The following is a 17,842-nucleotide window of genomic DNA, read 5'->3' on the forward strand; positions in this document are numbered from 1 at the left end:
ACTTTAAAATGATTACTTGGCAAAAGTACGAATTAAATACGAATTACAAAACATCATTTCCCTATTGGCTGTATTTTCCTCCGCACATCTTTAGAAATCTCCAGAAACATATAATTCAATTTCCCGGAATGAATACCTTCTTCGTTCTCCTTATACTTCTTATTAGCATATTGCTTCGATTTCTCGAAAGTCAATAGCGACATTTCATTCTGCGACTTGCCTACCATTGTGGAGTCCAGCTGTTCATCCGGGAAAAAGTCATCCAGATCGACATCACCAATCATTGTTGTTTCTAGGAAGTTCTTATCAGTATGTGAATTATCGGTATAATACCCCACAAACATGTGTCCCGGCGTACGTACCAGAATAGGATCGATATTTATAGCCCGAAGCAGTGATGCAAACAGTACGCTACCGTCCACACAATTAATCTGCGAAGATTCCAGTGCATCATCAAACGTACGAACCCGTTGCGAGAAAACAACATTGCTCGAAAGGCTGGTGTTGGAAACAGAACTGTAACGGAATTTGCGTTTCTGCAATATATTCCAGAGAGCATACACCTGCTTGTCCACCGCCCCTTTAGCCTTACTCTGATAGCCTAAGAAGCGATTGACAATACGAGTATTCAGTGCTTCGCGAAGCAACTGGTCAATCATCGGATTCTCTTCATTGACATAGGCAGCAAAGAAAATACTTGTATCATGGAATTTGGTTCCATTCGATACATACCCCAACAGACATTCATTGATACTGCGCACAGAGAATGTACGCACCCGTTGCCCCAGATCTTTTCCATTCATCTCGACAGTAATAGCCACACTTACCGGTTCTGCCTGCACCTCATTTTTCAGAGCTTCATAGTTCCAGATGATATCAGGATAAATCGTATATTCCGTTCGAGGCTTGTTTAGTACAAATTCCGACACCGAACGGGAGAAAAAAGGCGTTTCAGCCACTTCAATCCGTACCCGGCTATAGGCTGTCTTCGACTTCACCCGAACAGCAATACACGATTTCGGATTCCCCAAATAATTAGAATCCGACGGAACAATCACCTGCGCATCAGTAGTGGCAACAGACAAAATCGCTGACGGAAATATATTCCCGCCCAGATCATCCACAATCTCAAAACCGGAATTGAATGAAGTATATTTAAACACAGACATACCGCCAAGGAGAATTAACAGTACCACCACCGATCCTATTATTTCTTTCCGATGCCGTTTTAAGTCAATTTTTATCATTATTTGTAGTTTCTATAATCAAACGTTTCTATTGTATCTCGCTAACAAAGATAACAAATAGTGAGCGGTTTTTCCTCTTACAATCAACAAAAACTTCCATATTCCTCATCAATTCTCGGAATTCCCGGAATGTAACACGATTGTAACGTCTGTTTCATCTGCCCGTAACAAAGTCTCCTCATCTTTGCAAAGGATAAAATAAAAACGTAACTTTGTCATATCACATTAATACATACATCTTATGAACGATTACCGTATTCTAGTTGTCGACGATGAAGAAGACCTCTGTGAGATTCTGAAATTCAATCTTGAAAACGAAGGTTATGAAGTTGATACTGCAAACTCTGCTGAAGAAGCAATGAAGATGGACATCAGCAGCTATCACTTGATTCTCCTCGATGTGATGATGGGAGAAATCTCCGGATTCAAAATGGCGAACATCCTGAAAAAAGACAAGAAAACAGCTAAAGTGCCTATTATCTTTATCACAGCAAAAGATACCGAAAACGATACTGTGACCGGATTCAACCTGGGAGCAGACGATTATATTTCAAAACCTTTCTCGCTGCGTGAAGTCATCGCCCGTGTGAAAGCCGTATTAAGACGCACAGTGACAACGGAAACGGAAAGAGTCCCCGAACGTCTTACTTATCAGTCGCTCGTTATTGACATCACAAAGAAAAAAGTAAGTATCGACGATGAAGAAGTGCCATTGACCAAAAAAGAATTTGAGATCTTGCTTCTGCTGGTACAGAATAAAGGACGTGTATTTTCCCGTGAAGACATCCTGGCCCGCATCTGGAGTGACGAAGTGTACGTGCTCGACCGTACTATCGACGTAAACATCACCCGTCTACGTAAAAAGATTGGGGTATACGGCAAATGCATTGTCACCCGTCTCGGATATGGATACTGTTTTGAAGCTGAATAAATAATTATGCCGAATTAAATAGTTATTATGAACCTGCCTGTAACTCAAAAGCATTTTCTTTCTTTTAGCCGAAAACTTTTCCTTTCGGTTATTTCACTATTCCTGGTATTTGCCATTTGTTTTATTGCGTACCAGTATCAACGTGAACGGGAATATAAAATAGAACTGCTAAACACCAAACTGCAAGATTACAACAGCAGGCTCTACGAACAACTGGAGAATCAACCTCTTGACAGTGAAATCATCGACGGTTATATCAATAACCATATCCTGGAAGACTTGCGTGTAACCCTTATTGATGCTCAAGGAAATGTTGTTTACGACAGCTATCCAAGTCATAATAACCAGATGGAGAACCACCTGAACCGTCCGGAAGTACAGAAAGCCATAAAACATGGCAACGGATATGATGTACGCCGTACTTCCGAGACAACCGGAGTTCCCTATTTCTATTCGGCCACTCATTATAAAGATTATATTGTCCGTTCGGCTTTACCTTACAATGTCAGCCTCATCAACAACCTGCAAGCAGACCCGCACTATTTATGGTTTACCGTAATCGTGACCTTATTATTAATGATTATCTTCTACAAATTCACCAACAAACTGGGGACTTCCATCAGCCAGCTCCGTGAATTTGCGATGCGCGCCGACCGGAACGAGCCTATCGAAATGGCTATGCAATCCGCCTTCCCGCACAACGAACTGGGAGAAATATCACAGCACATCATTCAAATCTACAAACGACTGCACGAAACCAAAGAAGCTCTCTACATTGAACGTGAAAAGCTAATCACCCACCTTCAAATCTCACACGAAGGACTAGGTATATTTACTAAAGACAAAAAAGAGATTCTTGTCAACAATCTTTTCACCCAATACAGTAACCTGATTTCAGACTCCAACCTGGAAACAACAGAAGAAGTCTTTGCCATCAGCGAACTGCAAGAGATCATTCATTTTATCAATAAGAATCAGCAAGAACGTTCGAGAGGAAAAGGTGAAAAACGAATGTCTGTCACCATCAATAAGAATGGACGGACATTTATCGTAGAATGTATCATCTTCCAGGATGCCAGCTTCGAGATTTCCATCAACGACGTTACCCAGGAAGAAGAACAGGTTAGACTCAAACGCCAACTGACCCAGAATATCGCCCATGAGTTGAAAACTCCCGTCAGCAGTATCCAAGGGTATTTGGAAACCATTGTCAGCAATGAAAATATTCCACGCGAGAAGATCAACGTATTCCTCGAACGTTGTTATGCACAAAGCAACCGTTTAAGTCGGTTATTACGCGACATCTCCGTACTCACCCGCATGGATGAAGCCGCCAGCATGATCGACATGGAACGGGTAGACATCAGTGTGTTGGTAGGTAACATCATCAACGAAGTATCGTTGGAGCTTGACGAAAAACATATTACAGTCGTCAACTCCTTAAAGAAGAGTATACAAATCAAAGGAAATTACTCACTACTTTATTCCATCTTCCGTAATCTAATGGACAATGCCATCGCATACGCCGGAAGTAATATCCAGATCAATATCAACTGTTTCCGTGAAGATGAGAATTTCTACTATTTCAGCTTTGCCGACACAGGTATTGGAGTATCTCCCGAACATCTGAATCGTCTCTTCGAACGTTTCTACCGGGTAGACAAAGGTCGTTCACGGAAAGTAGGTGGAACAGGACTGGGACTAGCTATTGTGAAGAACGCCGTCATCATCCACGGTGGCAGCATCTCCGCCAAGAACAATCAGGGAGGCGGGCTGGAATTTGTATTTACATTGGCAAAGGAGAAGTAAAATCAGGAGTTATCCTGCAAAACTTGTCTAATCAAAAAAACTAACAGAAGAGAACGCAGCAAAATAAAAGGAAGAAAAATTCTTTGAATAAAGTAGAAAGGACATTATCTTTGTCACCAATGTAATCTACATAAATTCAATGTAATAATTGTTAGTTATGAAAACAAACATCCATATTCTTCCAGCTATATGCATCCTTTGCCTTTGTGCCTGCAAAAGCGGCAACGCTTCCAGTCTGAACAAAAATGATGTAATACAAGACACCATTAAAACCTTTACATTGCCTGCCATCCCCCCAATGATGACAGCCCCGGAACAACGGGCAGACTTTCTGGTAAAACACTATTGGGATAACGTCAACTTCGCCGACACTAATTACATCCACCACCCCGAAGTGACCGAACAAGCTTGGGCGGATTATTGTGACATACTGAATCACGTCCCGTTGGAAACTGCACAAGAAGCCATGCGGAAAACAATCGAACAAACGAATGTAGACAAAAAAGTATTCACCTACATCACCGACCTGGCGGATAAATATTTATACGACCCCAACTCCCCCATGCGTAACGAAGAATTCTATATTCCCGTATTAGACGCCATGTTAGCTTCTCCCTTGTTAGAGGAAATTGAGAAAGTACGTCCTAAAGCCCGCCGGGAATTAGCACAGAAAAACCGTATCGGAACCAAAGCCCTGAACTTCAGCTACACATTAGCTTCCGGCGCACAAGGCTCCCTCTATCAACAGCAAGCCGACTATATCCTCCTATTCATCAACAACCCCGGCTGTCATGCCTGCACAGAAACAATAGATGCCCTGAAAAACGCACCTATCATCAACCGACTTTTGGGACAAAAGAAACTAACAGTCCTCTCTATCTACCCTGACGAAGAGTTGGACGAATGGAGAAAACACCTGAATGAATTCCCCAAAGAATGGATCAACGGATATGACAAGAAATTTGCCATCAAAGAACAACAACTATATGATTTGAAGGCTATCCCCACCCTCTACCTTTTAAACAAAGAAAAGACCGTGCTCCTAAAAGACGCCACCGCACAAGCTATCGAAGAATACTTAACTAATGTTGAACTAGAGTAAAACGATACAAAAATGAGGGTGTTCGGAGAGGGCTGTACAAAGCGCTGAAACGCCCACCAGTAAAGGGGGAAAAGCCAATGAAAACCAGTAGAGTAGAGAAGAGTAAAGAAGAGTAAGTAAAAGTATTATTTCTGTTATAAACAACAGCAATAATACTGGGCAGAGAAGATGGCTTTGGATGCTGCCGTTGTCGGTTCGGACCACTTCGTCGGTGCCGTTTCTGTTCCCGTGTCCCTCATGAACTGTTCGTCCGGCAGATAACCGACTTTTGTCTGGTAGGTTGTTGATGCTCGCCCGGTGGGTAACGGACATTCACACGGTAGGTAACGTACGTTTGTACGTTAGGTAAATTCTATATTATTTCACGGGCTACCGTTTCAATACTTGTTTGCTAAAGTATCATTTGCTTCAAAACCATACCGAAATGAATTAGTTCAAAACCGTGCAGTAAGGAACAAAATAGGTGGATACCGCTGCATCCACCTATAAAAAACGACCAATTATGTTTCAATAAATCTGTTTCATACGTCCAACGTTGGACATAGACAAAGATACTTTTTAAAAGCTAATCTTATGTCAAACAAATAAAAAAAGGCGGGCAACTCAATACCCGCCTCTAAAATCCGCTAATTTGGTAAATTTTGTAATAAGTGACAGTCTCATTTACAAAAATACAGAAAATATCGAAGAAAACAAGTTGGTTCTTTCTCTTTCGTATCAGGACGAAAGAAAAAGAATATCCCCCAACTTGGAAAAAACAAATAAACTCCCTATCTTTGTCCCGCATTGGTTTGCGACTCCCTTACGGGGGAAGCAATTAAAAGGGAATCAGGTGTAAATCCTGAACAGTCCCGCTGCTGTAAGTTCCATGCATGTTACAAGCAATTCACTCATTGCCACTGGAGAATAATCTGGGAAGGCGTTTGTAACAGGAATAAGTCAGAAGACCTACCATGCAATTATGTTTCACTGCTTTCGAGGAAAAAGCGTTGAGTCTAATGAACCGGACAAGTCGTCTATCATTTCATTCATCACTCTAATTCAGAGAAAGTGTGTTAAAACGAATAAACTCTGCCAAGTTTATTTATGCGTGTCCGGTCGAAGGGATTTCGCCCGGACACTTTTAAATAGCAACAGACTGAAATAAGGAATAAATGAAAGAGAGAACATTTAAGAAAATGATCTTTGCAGTATTCTGCTGCCAATTCTTATCCATACCACTTTTTGCACAACAGCAAAAGGTAGATACGACACATACATATTCTATTCCTGAAATAACAGTATCAGATATCTATCAGACTCGCGAAGTACGTTCTACCGCTCCCCTGCAAGTATTCTCCAAAGACGCCCTGAAAAACCTGCACGCCCTGCAAGTATCCGACGCAGTGAAACACTTTGCCGGAGTGACCGTAAAAGACTACGGAGGTATTGGCGGACTAAAAACAGTATCCATACGAAGCCTGGGAGCACAACATACCGCTGTTGGCTATGACGGGATCACCCTAACCGATTGCCAAACGGGACAAATCGACATCGGGCGTTTCTCGCTTGATAATGTTGACCAACTCTCTTTAAGCAATGGTCAAAGTGACAACATTTTCCAGCCCGCCCGCTTCTTTGCAGCAGCAGGTATCTTGAATATCCAGACACTTACCCCACAGTTCACAAAAGACAAAAAGACCAACATAGCAGGAGCTTTCAAAACAGGTTCCTGGGGATTAGTCAATCCCTCCCTCCTGCTGGAACAACAATTCAATAAAACATGGCGCATGTCAGTCAATGGCGAATGGATGTCTTCTGACGGACATTATCCATATACACTGCGCTATGGAAGTGCAGAAGGAGATCTGTCCTCACGTGAGAAACGGAAGAATACAGACGTACAAACATTCCGTGCTGAAGCCGGACTTTACGGTAACTTCTCCGATAAAGAACAATGGCGGTTGAAAGCCTATTACTTCCAATCCTCCCGGGGACTACCCAAAGCTACCACTTTCTACAACGACCATTCTACCCAACACCTGTGGGATAAAAACACTTTCATACAAAGTCAATACAAGAAAGAATTCAGCCAACAATGGGTATTCCAAACCTCTGCCAAGTGGAATTGGAGCTATCAACGTTACCTAGACCCCGATACAAAGAACTCATTAAAGAAAACAGAAAACAGCTACTACCAGCAAGAATATTACCTTTCCGCTTCTGTACTATACAGACTGTTGAACAACCTCTCATTCTCTCTTTCCACCGACGGAAGCATCAACACCATGAACGCCGATCTAAACAACTTTGTACAACCCACGCGCTATTCATGGCTAACGGCATTCGCCGGCAAATACGTGAATGACTGGTTAACAATCTCCGCATCCGCATTAGCAACCATTATCAATGAAGATGTAAAGAAAGGCGGCAGTGCCGGCAATCACCGTAAATTAACCCCTTATGTAAGTGCCGCATTCAAACCTTTTCATAATGAAGAATTCCGTGTACGCTTCTTCTATAAAGACATTTTCCGCCTGGCAAGTTTCAACGACTTATATTACGAAGAAGTAGGAAACACACAACTAAAGCCGGAAAAAGCCAAACAATACAATATCGGACTGACATACAGCAAGAATGTATGTCCGTTCCTACCCTATTTGTCAGCAACCGTCGACGCTTATTATAATAAGGTAACAGATAAAATCATCGCTTACCCTACCAAGAACCTTGCAGTATGGAGCATGAAAAACCTGGGACAGGTTGACATCAAAGGCATTGATATTACAGGAAGCCTCTCTCTCCAACCTTGGGAAAAAATCCGCATCAACCTCTCGGGTAACTATACATACCAACGAGCATTAGACGTTACCCCCCCCGATCCAAACACGTATGAATCAACATACAAACACCAGATAGCCTACACTCCCCGCGTCTCCGCTTCGGGGCAGGCAGGTATCGAAACACCATGGATCAATCTGTCCTACTCATTCCTATTTTCAGGAAAGCGCTATGCGTTGGGACAAAACATTGCCGAAAACAGATTAGATAGTTATAGCGACCACAGTATTTCTGCAAGCCGTGATTTCCTGATAAGAAAAGTCACCACCTCTTTCAGCTTGGAAGTACTGAACCTGATGGACAAGAATTACGAGATTGTGAAATACTTCCCAATGCCCGGACGATCTGTAAGAGCAACAATAAAAATAAGATATTAAATATTATAAAATAAGATATTGACGTGAAAAGGAAATTAATATATATATTCTGGTGCTGGCTGTCATCGATCTTGTTATTCATGGCATGTGATGACATGGAAGACAAACCTTTCACATCAGGCATTATGGGTGATCCGACAGAAACAGGTACCGCTGAATTATATGTATTATGTGAAGGACTGTTCAATCAGAATAACAGCTCATTAGCACGTTTCTCTTTCGGTAATCAACAAATGGTTCGTGATTACTTCAAAGCAGTCAACCACCGGGGATTAGGAGATACAGCCAACGATATGGCTATTTATGGAAGCAAGGTGTATGTCGTAGTCAACATCTCCAGTACAGTAGAAGTGATAGATTTTCGTACAGGAACCTCAGTGAAACAAATTCAGATGCAGGCAGAAAATGGGAGTTCCCGCCAACCACGCTATATCACTTTTCATAAAGAAAAAGCATACGTATGTTCCTATGACGGAACCGTTGCGCGTATAGACACAACTTCCCTCTCCATAGATGCTATCACAACAGTGGGACGTAACCCTGACGGCATTTGTGTACAAAACGAAAAGCTATATATTTCCAATTCCGGCGGATTGGATTATTCATCAGGGCTGGGTGTAGATAATACAGTATCCGTTGTCGATATTGCCACATTCAAAGAGAGTAGCAAAATTATAGTAGGCCCGAATCCCGGTAAAATAATAGCAGGTCCGGATGAAACCGTCTATGTAGCCACCCGTGGCGGAGATATAGAAGCCGGAGATTATAATTTCGTCAAGATAGACTGCCGGACAAACAAAGTCACTCAATGTAACGAGAAAGTGCAAAACTTCGCCATCGACGGAGACATAGCCTACCTATATAATTACAACTACACCACACAGACTTCTTCTATCAAGATGTTCAATCTGAAAACAGAAGAAACAATCCGTGAGAATTTCATAACCGATGGAACTGTGATAAAGACACCTTACGGTATCAATATCAACCCTTACAGCAACAATGTATATATCACCGAAGCACGCGATTACACCACTTACGGCGACTTACTTTGTTTCAACCAACAAGGACAACTCATGTTTCGCCTAAACAACATCGGACTTAACCCGAATACCATCGTATTCAGTGACAAAGCCTCACAAAGCAATATTGACGACAATGACGATGACACGGAAAACCCTCTAGCTTTCGCCAATAAAGTATGGGAATACCGCCCTGCTCCCGGACAATTTATCAATACTACCACATCAGCATACAAGGATGGATTTACCTACGATGAAATATTGGAAGAAGCAACCCGCAGAATCCAGCAAAAATCGCTTATTACATTAGGAGGATTCGGTGGCTACATTGTTTTAGGATTCCCACAGCCCATTCCGAATGTAACGGGAGAATATGACTTCAAAGTAAGAGGTAATGCTTACTACAATTCCAAAACCGGAACAGGAAAACTGGGAGGAAGTGCCGAACCGGGAATTGTATTCGTATCCAAAGATGCAAACGGTAATGGAAAACCTGATGACGAATGGTATGAACTGAAAGGCAGCGAATACGGGAAAGATACAGAAACCCGAGAATATGAAATAACCTATTACCGTCCGAACCTAGCCAACCAAAATGTTTTCTGGAAGGATAATAAAAAAAACGAAGGATATATTCTCCGCAACAGTTACCATAATCAGGAATCCTATTATCCACTTTGGATAGAAGATGATGAAATCACATTTCAGGGAACACGCCTAAAAGATAATGCTGTCTTAGAAAATGGATTATGGGTAGGATATTGTTATCCATGGGGATATGCAGACAACCATCCCAACACCAAGGAAGGCAGTAATTTCAAGATAGATTGGGCTGTGGACAGTAACGGCACACCAGCCGACTTGGATCAAATAGATTTCGTTAAGATTATGACTGCAGTTAACCAAGACGCAGGACAAATGGGTGAAATATCAACCGAAGTCACAACCGTTGAAAACTTACATTTCAAAAAATAATCAACAATTTATTAATAACTAAAATTAGAAAAGAACATGAAAAAATTATCCTTATTATTACTATTATCAGTATTTATATTTTGTGGCTGTAGCGATGATGACGATACAAAAACATACATACTTAGCTTGCCTAATTACGAAACTCATACACTCGACATGGGCGATCAAGAAAATCCGGATGATTCATGGTCAGTAAGTAGTGAGTGGGGAACAACTAACTATAAATACAATCTGTTAACTGACGCAAGTGGAATCTTTGAATTTGACTGTGTATCTTCAACATACGGTTTCTATTCAGATAGCTTTGCATTTACGAATTGTACAGTAGAAGATTGTCCAGACTTCGCAAGCTATGATTATCGCGCTATCACCCAAAAAGGGGTAATCAATAATACATACGTTATCGTTGGAGCTGCCGGATATAAAATCGGAAAGAATTCTGATAAAGAAGCCGCAATACGATTCAGAGATCACGACAACCCTAATGAACTGGAAGACTATAGAGTAAAAGGACTATATGTAACAAACAGTGTCTATGCTTATAGCAGTATGAAAGAAGGAACTGGATATTATGGTGAAGAAGAAATATTCGGAAGCAACGACTCATTCAAACTTACTATCTACAATTATGATAAAACAATGCACGTAGATTGTTATTTGGCAGAAGGAACCAATCTCCTCGATCAATGGAAATGGGTAGATCTAACTTCATTGGGAGAAACGAAAGGACTAAAATTCTCATTAACATCTACCAAAAAGAATGAATACGGTCCATTGACACCGACCTACTTCTGTCTTGACGGTATCACTATCGAAGACTAAATAACCACTGCTCGATTGACCTCAACCTATTATATATTTATTTTTAATCAGCCTATTGATTACCAATAATCAAACTTATAATCATACTCAATCGAATGCATAATTTTAAAGAGCCGGATATCCTTTTAAGGGATCCGGCTCTCTTTATATCTTCTTACCACAAATTGATATATCACTAGCCTACGGAGAAATAATTCCATCAGCCACAACTTACAAAAAGTCATCATATATTTGTTAATCACGCAGATTTTAGCTACATTCGTCGACCTAAACTATAAATCTACAACAATGAAATTACCTTTTGCTGAATCATGGAAAATCAAGATGGTAGAACCCATCCGGAAAAGCACACGTGAAGAGCGTGAGCAATGGATTAAAGAAGCACATTATAATGTCTTTCAACTCAAATCAGAACAAGTTTATATCGATCTCATCACCGACTCCGGTACCGGAGCGATGAGCGACCGTCAATGGGCGGGAATGATGCTAGGTGATGAAAGCTATGCCGGAGCGACCTCATTCTTCAAGTTGAAAGAGATGATTACGAAACTAACAGGATTTGAATACATCATACCAACCCATCAGGGACGTGCCGCTGAAAATGTTCTTTTCTCTTATTTGGTACATGAAGGAGATATTGTGCCCGGCAACTCACATTTTGACACCACCAAAGGCCACATCGAGGGACGTCATGCCATCGCATTAGACTGCACCATCGATGCAGCCAAACAAACCCAACTAGAAATACCGTTTAAAGGAAATATAGACCCTGATAAATTACAGAAAGCCCTCACAGAATACGCTGAACGGATTCCTTTTATCATCGTCACCATCACCAACAATACAGCCGGAGGACAACCCGTCTCTATGCAAAACCTGTACGAAGTACGTGCCATCGCCGACAAATATGGCAAACCCGTACTTTTCGACTCTGCACGTTTTGCCGAGAATGCCTACTTCATCAAAATGCGCGAAGAAGGTTACCGAGACAAAACTATCAAAGAAATCACACGGGAAATGTTCTCTCTTGCCGATGGCATGACAATGAGCGCCAAGAAAGACGGAATCGTCAATATGGGCGGATTTATTGCCACGCGGCGTGCAGACTGGTATGAAGGTGCAAAAGGCTTCTGTGTACAATACGAAGGCTATCTTACCTACGGAGGCATGAATGGACGGGATATGAACGCCCTCGCCATCGGACTGGACGAAAACACCGAATTCGACAACCTCGAAACACGTATCAAACAAGTGGAATACCTGGCAAAGAAACTGGATGAATACGGAATCCCTTACCAACGTCCGGCCGGAGGACACGCCATCTTCATTGATGCGCCTAAAGTGCTGACACATGTTCCTCAAGAAGAATTCCCGGCGCAGACGCTAACCGTAGAGCTCTACCTGGAAGCCGGTATCCGTGGATGCGAAATCGGTTATATCCTTGCCGACCGTGATCCGGTGACCCATGAAAATCGCTTTAACGGCCTTGACCTACTTCGCCTCGCAATCCCCCGCAGAGTATATACCGACAATCACATGAATGTAATAGCTGCCGCCCTCAAAAATGTATATGAACGCAGAGAAAGCATCACTCATGGAGTACGTATCGCCTGGGAAGCTCCCTTAATGAGACACTTCACAGTTCAATTGGAAAGATTATAAACTTGGAGAATATTTGTTCGCGTAAAACAAAAGTGTTCCCCAAGTGTTTATATTATAATCGAACTTAATACGTAAAAATTATGGCAGAAGATTATAAATTAATAGACAACGAAGAAAAACATCGGTATGAGTTTCAGATCGATGGCAAAATAGCTGAAATAGACTATATCAAATCAAGCAATGGAGAAATATACCTTGTACATACCGAAGTACCCGCCTCATTAGGCGGCAAGGGAGTAGGCTCACAACTTGCGGAAAAAGCATTGGCAGACATCGAGCGACAAGGTCTACGCCTGGTACCGCTTTGCCCGTTTGTAGCCGGATATATTCACAAACATCCGGAATGGAAGCGAATTGTAATGCGTGGTATTCATATTAAATAAATACATATATGGGAAAAAAAAATGAATATACCAATGGTGAACTGACCATTGTGTGGCAGCCTGAATTATGTCAGCACGCCGGAATATGTGTAAAGATGCTACCCAATGTTTATCATCCCAAAGAAAGACCCTGGGTGCAGATTGAAAATGCGACAACAGAAGAATTAATTGCACAAATCGGCAAATGTCCGTCAGGAGCATTGAGCTATCGACTTAATATAAAAGAGAAATAACCCAATAGTGAAAGACTTCGCTTGAAAGGCTTTGAATTCATAAAAATGAGATTGCTTCAAAATAAAAAAATGAGGCAGTCTCATTTTTCGTTTTAGAAAGACACTACATTCGGACAATGATAACACACCGAGAAAAGAGCCTCACACATTTCCTCGTCCGTTCAATTCAATGTCCACGTCAATACAAAGTCCGGACAAATACGATAACCGACAGAATAAAGTTCTTGCTGCGCCGTAACTAACTCCTGAACCTGAAACGTCCCCTCCTCTTGAGGAATAAAATGCGTCAGCCGGAGTTTACGAAGATCAGCATCCGCATTTTCCATCCGCTTGAAAACAGCTTCCTTTGCCGACCAATGCAATAACAGCCCCCAAGTTATATCTCCCTGATAAGATTCTACTTGCTCGTCAGGACGGACATAGCGGTCGCATACCTTGTGAACCCGTTGGGCATATTGTTCAATGTCAATGCCTACCGGAACCGAAGAAGCAAGCATCACCGCCACATAACCTTTCGTATGAGAAATACTGATAAAAAAAGAATGATCTGTGAGATAAGGTTTCCCCTCGGAAGAGTAACCGATTTCCTTATCCTCCTGCAACATGGAATACAACAGAACACGAACCGACAACCATTCCATCTTACGACGTTCGGAGACAAAGCGATTCAATTCCTGCTCACAGAAAGCTCTTCGCGCACCGGGCAAAAGAAGCAATAAAGCATCCAAAGACTCTTCCATCTTCCAGACAGCCCACTGTATGCCATTCGTCTTATACTGCAGAAACGACGCCATCTTCCATTTCTTTCGGCAGAATTGTAAACTTAACTTTCAATATACGGCGACTATCCATTTCGAGCACTTCAAACTCATAATTGTGATACGTCACTTTCTCATGCAGCGCCGGGAATTCACCTTTAATTTCGAGCAACATACCTGCCAATGTATCTGCATCACCCACCACCTTTTCAAATTCGTCTTCGTCTACTTTTGCAATCTTATAGAAATCCGTCAATTGCGTTTTCGCTTCAAATATCCAGGTATGGTCATTCAAAACAACGTATGTACGCTCTTCATCATCGTATTCGTCGTGAATCTCACCTACAATCTCTTCGATAATATCCTCCATCGTTACCAGCCCGGAAGTTCCTCCAAACTCATCCACAACGATAGCAATATGAATCTTATTCGCCTGGAAGTCACGCAGCAAATCATCAATCATCTTCGTCTCCGGCACAAAATAAGCCGGGCGAATCAATGACTGCCAACGGAAATTATCCCCCTTATTGACATGAGGCAGAAGGTCTTTAATATACAGCACCCCTTTAATATTGTCCCGTGAACCGGAATAGATAGGAATACGTGAATAAGCATTTTCAATGATACATTGCATCACCTCCTTGAAAGATGTACGGATATCCAGATCGACCATATCCAGACGTGATGTCATCACCTCCTTCACGGTTTCCCCACCGAAACGGATAATTCCCTCCAGAATATTGTTCTCTTCAGAAAGCTCTGCTTTATCCGTCAGTTCCAACGCGTGCGACAGTTCATCCACAGAAATATTGTGGCTCTTCTTCACAAAATGCTTATTCAGAAAAGTTGTCGAACGCACAAGCACAGTAGCTATCGGACGGAATACCTTTTCCAGAAAGTAAATTCCCGGTGCCGAAAAACGGCAAAAAGTCAATGTTTTCTGTGCCGAATAGATCTTAGGCATAATTTCACCGAACAACAACAGGAGGAAGGTCAGGATGACGGTCAGTATCAGGAACTCTGCCAACGGAGAATGGAAAACAAACACATTCATAAAGAAGAAATTGCAGAGCATGATAATGGTCACATTCACAAAATTGTTCGTAATCAATATCGTTGCCAAGAGACGTTCGGTGTCCCCAAGAAGAGCACTTATTTTATCGTCGGAAGGATGATTGCGCTCATCAATATCATTCCGATCAGAAGGAGATAGTGAGAAAAAAGCTATTTCGGAAGCCGAAGCAAAGCCGGAAGCAAGCAGGAGCACACCTGCCAGCGCTATGGCAATAATAGCAGAGATAGAAGGAGTGTTTACGGTAATACCGTTGAAAATGTCAGCCAATTGGCTTAAATAACCATCTGAGTCCAAAGAGTTTATATTTTAGTTAAACAAAAGATAATGTGCCAATGAGTTAGAAAAAATCGATTGGCACACTATCACATTATTTAGAACGGCAAATCATCTGCCGGATTATCTTGTACAGGTTGCGCCTGCGACTGCTGCGTTTGTTGCGGCTGGCCGGCAACCGGTTGCTGCTGCTGTCCCATAGCAGGCTGTCCGGAAGCAGAAGCTCCCGCACCCGGGTTGGCTCCTTTCGGAGACAACATTTCCATATTATCCACATAAATTTCGGTGATATAGCGCATAGCACCCGACTGGTCGCTGTAAGAACGCGTTCTTATCTTCCCTTCCAGATACAGTTTGTCACCTTTGTGCACATATTTATCTACAATTTCTGCCAAACGGTTAGATGCAACGATATTATGCCACTCTGTTCTTTCGGGCACTTGGGTCCCATTTTGCAATGTATAGGCCCTATCAGTTGTAGCTAAACGGAAAGTAGCCACCGCTGAACCTGTATCGAAATACTTCACCTGAGGATCTTGTCCTACATTTCCCAACAATATTACTTTATTTACTGACATATATGCATCAAGTTTATGATTCTTAAAATTAAATCTGCTGCCAAAATTAAACAGAATAACAATAGGATGCAAGAATTTTAAGTATTAAAACTTAATACTTGCCATTTAGTGCTTGCAGCAGAGTTTGCACCAGCCTTGAAATAGCGTACTGCTCCAGTTCCTCCACTTTTATTTTCTGGAAATCACCGAAAGAAGTCAAATTTTCAGATAATGTTACTTCATACAGATTAGCATAAATCACCCGGTGAGACAACACATGCTTCACTTCCCTGCAAACAGAACGTACCACCGGCACTTCCCCTGATGCAAAGAATGCACGGAATTCTGGCAAAGCAAGAAACTCTTCTTCCGAAAGAGCCGTCGGAGTCTCTATCAATGGCAATTCGAACAGATTCTTCCAAATATCATTTCCTGTTCGTTTATTTATAAAGGTATACGCGCCCGCACGTACATAAATATAATTGAAGTAACGGTTGGTAGTCTTTGTCTTATGCTGTTTCACCGGAAGCTTTGTCATTAACCCCTTCGAAAGTGCCGAGCAACCGCCTGCCAACGGACAGAACAAACAGTTGGGCGACTGCGGAGTACACTGAATCGCTCCGAAATCCATTATCCCCTGATTGTAAACAGCCGGATGCTTTTTATCCAACATCTCATCTGCCAATGCTGCAAAGAGTTTTTTTCCTTCCGTCGAATCAATCGGAGTATCTATACCGAAATAACGTGAAAGCACCCGATACACATTGCCATCCACCACCGCATAAGGCATACCGTAAGCAAACGAACAGATAGCTGCCGCCGTGTACTCTCCCACTCCTTTCAGAGCCAGCACTTCCGGATATGTTTTCGGGAAAACACCATTCATGCTTTTGGCGGCAGCATGAAGATTGCGGGCACGCGAATAATACCCCAACCCCTGCCAATACTTCATCACCTCGTCCTCATCCGCAGCAGCCAAAGTCTGTACATCGGGAAAACGCTTGATAAAGCGAAGAAAATAATCATACCCCTGCGCCACCCGCGTCTGTTGAAGAATAATCTCCGAAATCCAGATCAGATACGGATCGGCAGACTCCCTCCAGGGCAGTTCACGTTTATTCTCTTCATACCACTCTACAATCGTTTTCGTAAACTCGTTCATATCCTCATTCCTAATGTATTATCTAACATTTATCTTGTATATCCTACTCAAAAGGCACACAAAAGTAACTCTTTTAGCTCTAAGAAAACCCTATGCCACTATTTTTTTAGAAAAATGTGCAGAATATATTTTTTTAGGAGCTTAAAAAGCTATATATTTGCAGTCCAAAAAATTAGCAATAACATAGTAATAATATTTTTTTTAAGGAAAAATGACTAAAGCAGATATTGTAAACGAGATTACAAAGAAAACTGGGATTGATAAGCAGACAGTTCTTACAACAGTTGAGGCATTTATGGATGCAGTAAAGGATTCACTGTCTAACGATGAGAACGTATACCTGCGTGGGTTTGGTAGTTTCGTAGTAAAGAAAAGAGCACAGAAAACTGCTCGTAACATTTCTAAAAACACTACGATCATTATTCCGGAGCACAACATTCCGGCTTTCAAACCGGCTAAGACATTTACAATTTCAGTAAAGAAATAATAAACAAGAGTATTAACCCATAAAATGTGAAGCTATGCCAAGCGGAAAAAAGAAAAAAAGACATAAAATGTCTACGCACAAGCGTAAAAAAAGACTAAGAAAGAACAGACATAAAAGCAAAAAATAATTTTTAAGTCTGGATCACAC

Annotated in this window: 15 protein-coding genes and 1 riboswitch; of the genes, 10 read left to right on the forward strand and 5 right to left on the reverse strand. The window is 41.8% G+C overall.

Annotated features, from left to right (window positions below; translation table 11 throughout):
- Positions 1–53: 53 nt before the first annotated feature.
- The gene (locus HMPREF9010_RS13480; protein ID WP_004300629.1) at positions 54–1,247 is read right to left on the reverse strand and encodes a hypothetical protein; all 1,194 of its coding nucleotides are present in this window, start codon (positions 1,245–1,247) and stop codon (positions 54–56) included.
- Between the two features lie 241 nt (positions 1,248–1,488).
- Here HMPREF9010_RS13480 and HMPREF9010_RS13475 point away from each other — a divergent pair, with 241 nt between their 5' ends.
- The 9 genes from HMPREF9010_RS13475 to HMPREF9010_RS13435 all read left to right on the forward strand — a co-directional run bounded on the left by HMPREF9010_RS13475 (position 1,489) and on the right by HMPREF9010_RS13435 (position 13,383).
- Positions 1,489–2,178 (forward strand): response regulator transcription factor, encoded by a 690-nt coding sequence (locus HMPREF9010_RS13475; protein ID WP_004300631.1) that lies wholly within the window; start codon positions 1,489–1,491, stop codon positions 2,176–2,178.
- A gap of 27 nt (positions 2,179–2,205) precedes the next feature.
- On the forward strand, positions 2,206–3,987 hold the full coding sequence (locus HMPREF9010_RS13470) for a sensor histidine kinase (protein WP_004311246.1): 1,782 nt from the start codon (positions 2,206–2,208) through the stop codon (positions 3,985–3,987).
- Positions 3,988–4,144: 157 nt separating this feature from the next.
- On the forward strand, positions 4,145–5,089 hold the full coding sequence (locus tag HMPREF9010_RS13465; RefSeq protein ID WP_004304184.1) for a DUF5106 domain-containing protein: 945 nt from the start codon (positions 4,145–4,147) through the stop codon (positions 5,087–5,089).
- 770 nt (positions 5,090–5,859) lie between these two features.
- Positions 5,860–6,060: riboswitch (cobalamin riboswitch) on the forward strand.
- A 183-nt stretch (positions 6,061–6,243) separates the two neighbouring features.
- Entirely contained in the window at positions 6,244–8,286 is a 2,043-nt protein-coding gene (locus tag HMPREF9010_RS13460) for a TonB-dependent receptor plug domain-containing protein (protein WP_008648718.1), read from the forward strand.
- 23 nt (positions 8,287–8,309) lie between these two features.
- The gene (locus HMPREF9010_RS13455; RefSeq protein WP_032852546.1) at positions 8,310–10,283 is read left to right on the forward strand and encodes a YncE family protein; all 1,974 of its coding nucleotides are present in this window, start codon (positions 8,310–8,312) and stop codon (positions 10,281–10,283) included.
- 36 nt (positions 10,284–10,319) lie between these two features.
- On the forward strand, positions 10,320–11,105 hold the full coding sequence (locus tag HMPREF9010_RS13450; RefSeq protein ID WP_008648720.1) for a DUF4465 domain-containing protein: 786 nt from the start codon (positions 10,320–10,322) through the stop codon (positions 11,103–11,105).
- Positions 11,106–11,393: 288 nt separating this feature from the next.
- Positions 11,394–12,767: a tryptophanase gene (locus HMPREF9010_RS13445; RefSeq protein ID WP_008648721.1), complete on the forward strand. Its 1,374-nt coding sequence runs from the start codon at positions 11,394–11,396 to the stop codon at positions 12,765–12,767.
- Between the two features lie 80 nt (positions 12,768–12,847).
- Positions 12,848–13,150, forward strand: coding sequence for a GNAT family N-acetyltransferase (locus HMPREF9010_RS13440; protein WP_008648722.1), 303 nt, complete (start codon positions 12,848–12,850; stop codon positions 13,148–13,150).
- An 8-nt stretch (positions 13,151–13,158) separates the two neighbouring features.
- Positions 13,159–13,383, forward strand: coding sequence for a (4Fe-4S)-binding protein (locus tag HMPREF9010_RS13435; protein WP_008648723.1), 225 nt, complete (start codon positions 13,159–13,161; stop codon positions 13,381–13,383).
- Positions 13,384–13,544: 161 nt separating this feature from the next.
- Here HMPREF9010_RS13435 and HMPREF9010_RS13430 read toward each other — a convergent pair whose 3' ends face one another.
- The 4 genes from HMPREF9010_RS13430 to mutY form a co-directional block, all read right to left on the reverse strand.
- Positions 13,545–14,177, reverse strand: coding sequence for a 4'-phosphopantetheinyl transferase family protein (locus tag HMPREF9010_RS13430; RefSeq protein ID WP_008648724.1), 633 nt, complete (start codon positions 14,175–14,177; stop codon positions 13,545–13,547).
- Complete coding sequence (locus HMPREF9010_RS13425; protein ID WP_008648725.1) at positions 14,155–15,510, reverse strand: gliding motility-associated protein GldE; 1,356 nt, start codon at positions 15,508–15,510, stop codon at positions 14,155–14,157. The genes HMPREF9010_RS13430 and HMPREF9010_RS13425 overlap by 23 nt, the downstream gene beginning before the upstream one ends.
- A 77-nt stretch (positions 15,511–15,587) precedes the next feature.
- On the reverse strand, positions 15,588–16,067 hold the full coding sequence (locus tag HMPREF9010_RS13420; RefSeq protein ID WP_032852547.1) for a single-stranded DNA-binding protein: 480 nt from the start codon (positions 16,065–16,067) through the stop codon (positions 15,588–15,590).
- 91 nt (positions 16,068–16,158) lie between these two features.
- Positions 16,159–17,208, reverse strand: coding sequence for an A/G-specific adenine glycosylase (gene mutY, locus HMPREF9010_RS13415; protein ID WP_004326606.1), 1,050 nt, complete (start codon positions 17,206–17,208; stop codon positions 16,159–16,161).
- 211 nt (positions 17,209–17,419) lie between these two features.
- On the opposite strand from mutY, the gene HMPREF9010_RS13410 reads away from it, so the two are divergent.
- A complete protein-coding gene (locus HMPREF9010_RS13410) occupies positions 17,420–17,695 on the forward strand; it encodes an HU family DNA-binding protein (RefSeq protein ID WP_004300646.1) in 276 nt (91 codons plus the stop codon).
- Positions 17,696–17,842: the final 147 nt, after the last annotated feature.

It is taken from the genome of Bacteroides sp. 3_1_23 (assembly GCF_000162555.1).
In the GTDB taxonomy this organism is placed as follows: Bacteria; Bacteroidota; Bacteroidia; order Bacteroidales; family Bacteroidaceae; genus Bacteroides; species Bacteroides ovatus.